This window comes from Nocardioides korecus, from assembly GCF_054778395.1.
On record NZ_BAAGZO010000011.1, the window covers coordinates 100,580 to 107,276 of the forward strand.

Sequence of the window (6,697 nt, forward strand, 5' to 3'; positions counted from 1 at the left end):
CAGCCCCAGGAGAACCACGATGATCAACCTCGAGACCCCCAAGAAGGTCCGCCCCCTCGTCGACCAGGCCCACCAGGTCGCGATGAACATGCTGCGCCCCATCTCCCGCAAGTACGACGAGGCCGAGCACTCCTACCCCAAGGAGCTCGACATGCTGGCCGCGATGATCGACGGCATCAGCGAGTCCGGTGCCAGCGGCGGCGCCGGCGCGTCCGGCGTACGACGCAGCGAGACGCCCGACAAGGAGAAGAAGGGCAACCGCAACGGCGCCAACCTCGCCTCCGTGCTGTCGGTGCTCGAGATGTGCTGGGGCGACGTCGGCCTGCTGCTGTCGATGCCGCGCCAGGGTCTGGGCAACTCCGCGATCGCCTCGGTCGCGACCGACGAGCAGCTGGAGCGGTACGCCGGCACCTGGGCCGCCATGGCCATCACCGAGCCCGGCGTCGGGTCGGACTCCGGCAGCATCAAGACCACCGCCACCAAGGACGGTGACGAGTACGTCATCAACGGCGAGAAGATCTACGTCACCTCCGGCGACCGCGCCGACAGCGTCGTCGTCTGGGCGACCCTGGACCGCGACCTGGGCCGCGCCGCGATCAAGTCCTTCGTGGTCCGCAAGGACAACCCGGGCATGCGCGTCGAGCGCCTCGAGCACAAGCTCGGCATCCGGGCCTCCGACACCGCGGTGATCATCTTCGACAACTGCCGCGTGCCCGCCGAGGACCTCCTGGGCAACGCCGACGTCGACCCCAAGCAGGGCTTCGCCGGCGCCATGGCGACCTTCGACAACACCCGCCCGCTGGTCGCCGCGATGGCCCTGGGCTGCGCCCGCGCCTCGCTCGACCTGACCCGCGACATCCTCAAGGAGTCCGGCGTCGAGGTCGACTACGACCGCCCCGCGCTGAACCAGTCCGCGGCCGCCGCGACCTTCCTCCAGCTCGAGGCGGACTGGGAGGCGGCGTACCTGCTCACCCTGCAGTCCGCGTGGATGGCCGACAACCGGCTGCCCAACTCCAAGGAGGCCTCGATGGCCAAGGCCAAGGCCGGCCGGATGGGCTCCGACGTCACCCTGCGCTGCGTCGAGCTCGCCGGCACCTTCGGCTACAGCGAGACCGAGCTCCTGGAGAAGTGGGGCCGCGACTCCAAGATCCTCGACATCTTCGAGGGCACCCAGCAGATCCAGCAGCTGATCGTCGCCCGCCGGGTGCTGGGGCTGTCCTCGGCCGAGCTGAAGTAGGGCCGTCGTTTCCCCGGCTAGCCGGGGAACAGTCACCTCCTCGGGCAAACGTTCGCCCGAGGAGCCGACTGTTTGCCCGACAAGGTCCGGGGGACTCGGCCCGTGACGAGGCGTCGCCGCGGGGGTTCGGGAGGTCGGCGTACGGGCACGGGGCGGCCATGAGGCTCCCCCTGAAGTTGTACGCCGACCTCCCGGCCCGCCGCGCCCTGCAGATCGTCGGGGACGTCGGGGTCGTGCTGTGGACCTGGCTCTGGATCACTCTCGCCGGGCGCGTGCGCTCGGCGACCCTGGAGCTGCGAGGACCGGGCACCCGGATCGACTCCTCCGCCACCGACCTCGCGCGTCGGCTCGAGGACGCGGGCCGCACGGTCAGCGGCATCCCGCTGGTCGGCGACGGCGTGCGCAAGCCGTTCGAAGGCGCGGGCTCGGCCGCCGAGGGCCTGGCCGGCGCCGGCCGCGCGCAGGTGCAGGCCGTCGAGTTGCTCGCGCACTGGCTCGGCCTGGTGGTCGCGCTGGTGCCGATCCTGCTGCTGTGGGCCTACCTGCCACCCCGCCTCGCCTTCGTACGCCGAGCCACGGCCGGTCGCCGCTTCCTCGACTCCGGCGCCGACCTCGACCTGTTCGCGCTGCGGGCGATGGCCCACCAGCCGCTGCACGTGCTCGCCAAGCTCGACGACGACCCGGCGGGGGCGTGGCGGCGAGGCGACCGCGACGTCGTCGGGCGTCTGGCCAGTCTCGAGCTCCGCTCGGTCGGCCTCCGCCCACCGCCCCCGAGGCCGTGAGGTTGTCGGCCACAAGGTGACCTTGTCGGCTGAACGTTCGGCCGAGGAGGCGACTGTTCCCCGGTTAGCCGGGGAACAGTCGGTCCCCCTGGAGCCCCGGCTCCCACCCGCAGGGGTGAGCGGCATGGCAGGGTGAACGGGTGAACGACTCTGAGCGCACCGGCCTCATCGTGGAGGTCTTCCAGGACGCCTTCAGCCCGCTCATGAAGGCCGACCCGCACGCCTTCCGGGGCAAGTACCGCAAGATGGCGGTCAGCCCGCACGCGTTCTACCGCGGCTCGGCGTGCCTGTTCTACGCCGACCAGAGCGCCGCGAAGGACCCCTGGGTCGACGAGCAGAGCGGCGCGATCTGGATCCACGGCGACCTGCACGTGGAGAACTTCGGCACCTACCTGAACTCCGACGGTCGGCTGATCTTCGACATCAACGACTTCGACGAGGCCTACATCGGTCACTTCACCTGGGACCTGCGCCGGTTCGCGGCCAGCCTGGCCCTGCTGGGGTGGCAGAAGGCCCTTCCGGAGAGGGACGTCGAGTCGCTGGTCCGGCGCTACCTGCGGGCCTACCTCAGCCAGGTCGACTCCTACGCCGGCAGCGACGACGACGAGGACTTCGCCCTGCACCTGGACAACACCGAGGGGCCGATCCTCGAGGCGCTGGTCAGCGCCCGCTCGATCCGTCGCGCGGACCTGCTCGACGACATCACCCACGTGGAGGACGGCACGCGGGTCTTCACCGGGGACGCCAGCATCCGGCACCTCCCGGCGAAGGAGCGCGCGGCCGTGGAGCACGCGTTCGCGGCGTACCTCGACACGATCCCGGTCTCCAAGCGCTTCGACCGCGAGTTGTTCTACGACCTGCGCGACGCCGTCGGCAAGTCGGGCTTCGGCATCGGCAGCGCCGGCCTCCCGGCGTACAACCTGCTGGTCGAGGGCTACAGCCAGGCCCTGGACAACGACGTCGTGCTGTCGATGAAGCAGGCCAACGTCCCGGCGGTGAGCCGGTTCGTCGACAACGAGTCCATCGCGAAGTACTTCGACCACGAGGGGCACCGCACGGTCGTGAGCCAGCGCGCGCTCCAGGTGCACACCGACCCGCTGCTGGGCTACACCGAGATGGACGGCGTCGGCTACGTGATCAGCGAGATCTCGCCGTACGAGGTCGACCTGGACTGGGACAACATCACCGAGCCCGAGGACATGGCCGAGGTGGTCGGGCTGCTGGGCCGCGCGACCGCCAAGGTGCACTGCAGCTCCGACGCCGACAGCGACCAGGACCTGGTGGAGTTCCAGGTCGAGGACGCGATCGTCACCAGCCTCGAGGGCCGCCGGCGCGAGTTCGCCGACCACCTCGTGGAGTTCGCGCTGGAGTACGCCCAGACCGTGCGGGCCGACCACGCCCTGTTCGTCGAGGCGTTCCGCGGCGGCCGGATCGGCGTCGCGGCGACCTAGGCCTCGGTCGAGGCGGGGGAGCCCACGTGTGCCCCGGGCCCGGGCTCGGCGTCGATGTACGCCGGCTCGGCCCACCCCTGCTTGGTGAACGCCAGCGTCACGGCCGAGCGGACGGCCGCGAGCCGCTCGAGGGGCACCAGCGCGATGGCCGAGCCCCCGAAGCCACCGCCGGTCATCCGGGCACCCAGGGCGCCGGCCTCGCGGGCGGTCTCGACGGCGACGTCGAGCTCCTCGCAGGACACCTCGTAGTCGTGGCGCAGGGAGGCGTGCGAGGCGTCCAGCAGCGGCCCGATCGCCGACCAGTCGTCGGCGTGCAGGGCGGTGACGAGGTCGTCGACCCGCTGGACCTCGCTGACCACGTGCCACGCGCGGCGGGCCAGGGGCTCGGGCAGGTCCTCGCGGTAGAGGTGGCCCGGCGTGGCCTCGGCCAGGTGGCTGACCCCGAGCAGGCGCGCGGCCTCCCAGGCCTCGTCGCGACGCGAGCCGTAGCCGCCGTCGGTGAGCGCGTGGCTGACCCGGGTGTCGATGACCAGGATCCCCAGGCCGTGGGCCGCCGGGTCGAAGGGCACCTGCTCGCGACGGCCGGTCGCGAAGTCGACCAGCAGGGCGTGGCCGGGCTCCGCGTGCATCGCGACGGCCTGGTCGAGCCCGCCCGTCGGCGCTCCGACGTGCTCCTGCTCGGCCCGCACGCACGCGGCCAGCAGGTCGTCGCGCGACCTGCCGAGGTCCAGCGCCCGGTCGAGGCCGACCGCGACGCTGCACTCGAGCGCGGCGGAGCTGGACAGCCCGGCGCCGATCGGGACGGTAGAGGTGATGTCGACGTCGACGCCGCGGTCGACCTCGAGCGCGAGGAGCACGCCGGTGACGTAGAGCGCCCACGGGTCGGCCTGCGCCAGCCCCGCGAGGTCGCCCTCCCAGCGGCGGTCGCCGCTGACCACGCGGACGACGTCGTCCTCGCGCGGGGTCACCGTGGCCGCGGTGGTCTGGGTCAGGGCCATCGGCAGGCAGCGGCCGCCGTTGTAGTCGACGTGCTCGCCGATCAGGTTGACCCGGCCCGGCGCGATCCCGGTGACGGAGCCGGGAACGGGCCCCGCCGCCGTCCCCGTGGGTGAGGCGGGGCGGGTAGATTCGGCGACCGTGCGATTCCTCTCCGACACCCGGCCACCCTATGACCTGACCTACGACGACGTGTTCATGGTGCCGCGTCGGTCCTCGGTGGCCTCGCGCTACGACGTCGACCTGTCCCAGGCGGGCCCGGACGGCGCCCCGGGCGGATCCGGCGGCGACGGCACGGGTACGACGGTCCCGATCGTCGTCGCGAACATGACGGCCGTCTCGGGCCGCCGGATGGCCGAGACGATCGCACGGCGCGGCGGCCTCAGCGTGATCCCCCAGGACATCCCGCTCGACGTGGTCGCCGAGGTCGTGGGCTGGGTCAAGGAGCGGCACCCGGTCTTCGAGACCCCGATCACCCTGAGCCCCCAGGACACCGTCAGCGACGCGCTGGCGCTGCTGCCCAAGCGCGCCCACCGCGGCGCCGTCGTGGTCGAGGACGGCCGCCCCGTCGGCGTGGTCACCGAGGGTGACTGCACCAGCGTGGACCGCTTCACCCGCCTGGCCGACGTGATGACCAGCGACATGGTCACGCTGAAGTCCTCGATGGGACCGCGCGAGGCGTTCGACGTCCTCCACGGCTCCCGGCACCGGCTGGCCCCGGCCGTCGACGACGACGGCGCGCTCGTGGGCGTGCTGACCCGGATCGGCGCGCTGCGCTCCACCATCTACGCCCCCGCGCTCGACGCCCGGGGCCGTCTGCGGGTCGCCGCGGCCATCGGCGTCAACGGCGACGTCGCAGGCAAGGCACGCCGCCTCCTCGAGCTCGGCGTGGACTGCCTGGTCGTCGACACCGCCCACGGGCACCAGGAGCGGATGGTCGAGGCGCTGGCCGCCGTGCGCTCGGTGGACCCCGGCGTACCCGTGGTGGCCGGCAACGTGGTCTCGGCCGAGGGCGTGCACGACCTCGTCGAGGCCGGTGCCGACATCGTCAAGGTCGGCGTCGGCCCCGGCGCGATGTGCACGACCCGGATGATGACCGGCGTCGGGCGCCCGCAGTTCAGCGCGGTGCTCGAGTGCGCCGAGGCGGCCCGCGAGCACGGCAAGCACGTGTGGGCCGACGGGGGAGTGCGCCACCCGCGCGACGTCGCCCTCGCCCTGGCCGCAGGCGCCTCGCAGGTGATGGTCGGCTCCTGGTTCGCCGGCACCCACGAGTCGCCCGGCGACCTCCACGTCGGCGCCGACGGGCGGGCGTACAAGGAGAGCTTCGGGATGGCCTCGGCCCGCGCGGTGGCCAACCGCACCTCGACCGACAGCGCCTTCGACCGCGCGCGCAAGGGGCTCTACGAGGAGGGGATCTCCTCCTCGCGGATGTTCCTGGACCCCGCGAGGCCCGGTGTGGAGGACCTGGTCGACGAGATCTGCTCCGGCGTACGGTCCGCGGCGACGTACGCCGGCGCCCACTCGCTCGCCGAGCTCGCCGACCGCGCCCTGGTGGGCGTCCAGTCCGCTGCCGGCTTCGCCGAGGGGCGGCCGCTGCCCGCGGGGTGGTGAGTACCCCGATTCGGTGACCAGGACCAGGTCTTGCTACTGTTCACTCGCTCGTCCGGGTGGCGGAATAGGCAGACGCGCTAGCTTGAGGTGCTAGTCCTCGTATTAGAGGGTGGGGGTTCAAGTCCCCCCTCGGACACCAGCAACATGACAAGAACCCGCAGGCCAGAGGCCTGCGGGTTCTGTCACGTCCAGGCCAAACGCCCTCGTGGTCACACATTGGTCACAAGAGGCCTTACGGAGTTGGCGGGCGAGGCTCCACGGGCAGGTCTGCCGGTCGTGAGCGAGTTCGCCCGCCGCGCGACGCATGCCGTGCCCATGGCGCCGCGAATGGGTGGGTGCAGACCCTGAATACGATCCGACTCAAGAGTCGAGAACCACTGCCAGAGCCACACACGAATGACCTGTCGATCCGGCTTCGTAGCAGCAAGCAGCCCACCCAAGCAACGCAGCGTTGGTCCCCTCAGCGCGACAACAGACAGTTGAAGAACGAGAGGGACACAGACCCGTGAATCACCTGTACCGGGGCGCGCGTCAGCGCCGTCGGGCGGAGCCCGACGATGCAGTTGCCGGTGGTTGTCAGGCCGCGGGGTCGATGACCACGGTGTGGCCGAGCTTCTCCA

Annotated in this window: 5 protein-coding genes and 1 tRNA gene; 5 read left to right on the plus strand and 1 reads right to left on the minus strand. The window is 71.8% G+C overall.

What is annotated here, in order from left to right; all coding sequences use genetic code 11:
• Positions 1 to 19 precede the first annotated feature (19 nt).
• The 3 genes from ACYVDA_RS19075 (at position 20) to ACYVDA_RS19085 (ending at position 3,470) form a co-directional block, all read left to right on the plus strand.
• Positions 20 to 1,237: an acyl-CoA dehydrogenase family protein gene (locus tag ACYVDA_RS19075; RefSeq protein WP_460820084.1), complete on the plus strand. Its 1,218-nt coding sequence runs from the start codon at positions 20 to 22 to the stop codon at positions 1,235 to 1,237.
• A gap of 158 nt (positions 1,238 to 1,395) precedes the next feature.
• Positions 1,396 to 2,019: a hypothetical protein gene (locus ACYVDA_RS19080; RefSeq protein ID WP_460820085.1), complete on the plus strand. Its 624-nt coding sequence runs from the start codon at positions 1,396 to 1,398 to the stop codon at positions 2,017 to 2,019.
• Between the two features lie 140 nt (positions 2,020 to 2,159).
• Positions 2,160 to 3,470 carry a DUF2252 domain-containing protein gene (locus ACYVDA_RS19085; protein WP_460820086.1) on the plus strand — a complete coding sequence of 437 codons (1,311 nt, stop codon included), beginning with the start codon at positions 2,160 to 2,162 and terminating at the stop codon, positions 3,468 to 3,470.
• On the opposite strand, the gene galK is transcribed toward ACYVDA_RS19085, so the two are convergent.
• Complete coding sequence (gene galK / locus ACYVDA_RS19090) at positions 3,467 to 4,627, minus strand: galactokinase (protein ID WP_460820087.1); 1,161 nt, start codon at positions 4,625 to 4,627, stop codon at positions 3,467 to 3,469. The genes ACYVDA_RS19085 and galK overlap by 4 nt on opposite strands.
• On the opposite strand from galK, the gene ACYVDA_RS19095 reads away from it, so the two are divergent.
• Both ACYVDA_RS19095 and ACYVDA_RS19100 read left to right on the plus strand, forming a co-directional pair.
• Positions 4,608 to 6,077, plus strand: a complete 1,470-nt coding sequence (locus ACYVDA_RS19095; protein WP_460820088.1) for a GuaB1 family IMP dehydrogenase-related protein — start codon at positions 4,608 to 4,610, stop codon at positions 6,075 to 6,077. The genes galK and ACYVDA_RS19095 overlap by 20 nt on opposite strands.
• A gap of 50 nt (positions 6,078 to 6,127) precedes the next feature.
• Positions 6,128 to 6,216: transfer RNA gene (locus ACYVDA_RS19100), tRNA-Leu, on the plus strand.
• Positions 6,217 to 6,697: the final 481 nt, after the last annotated feature.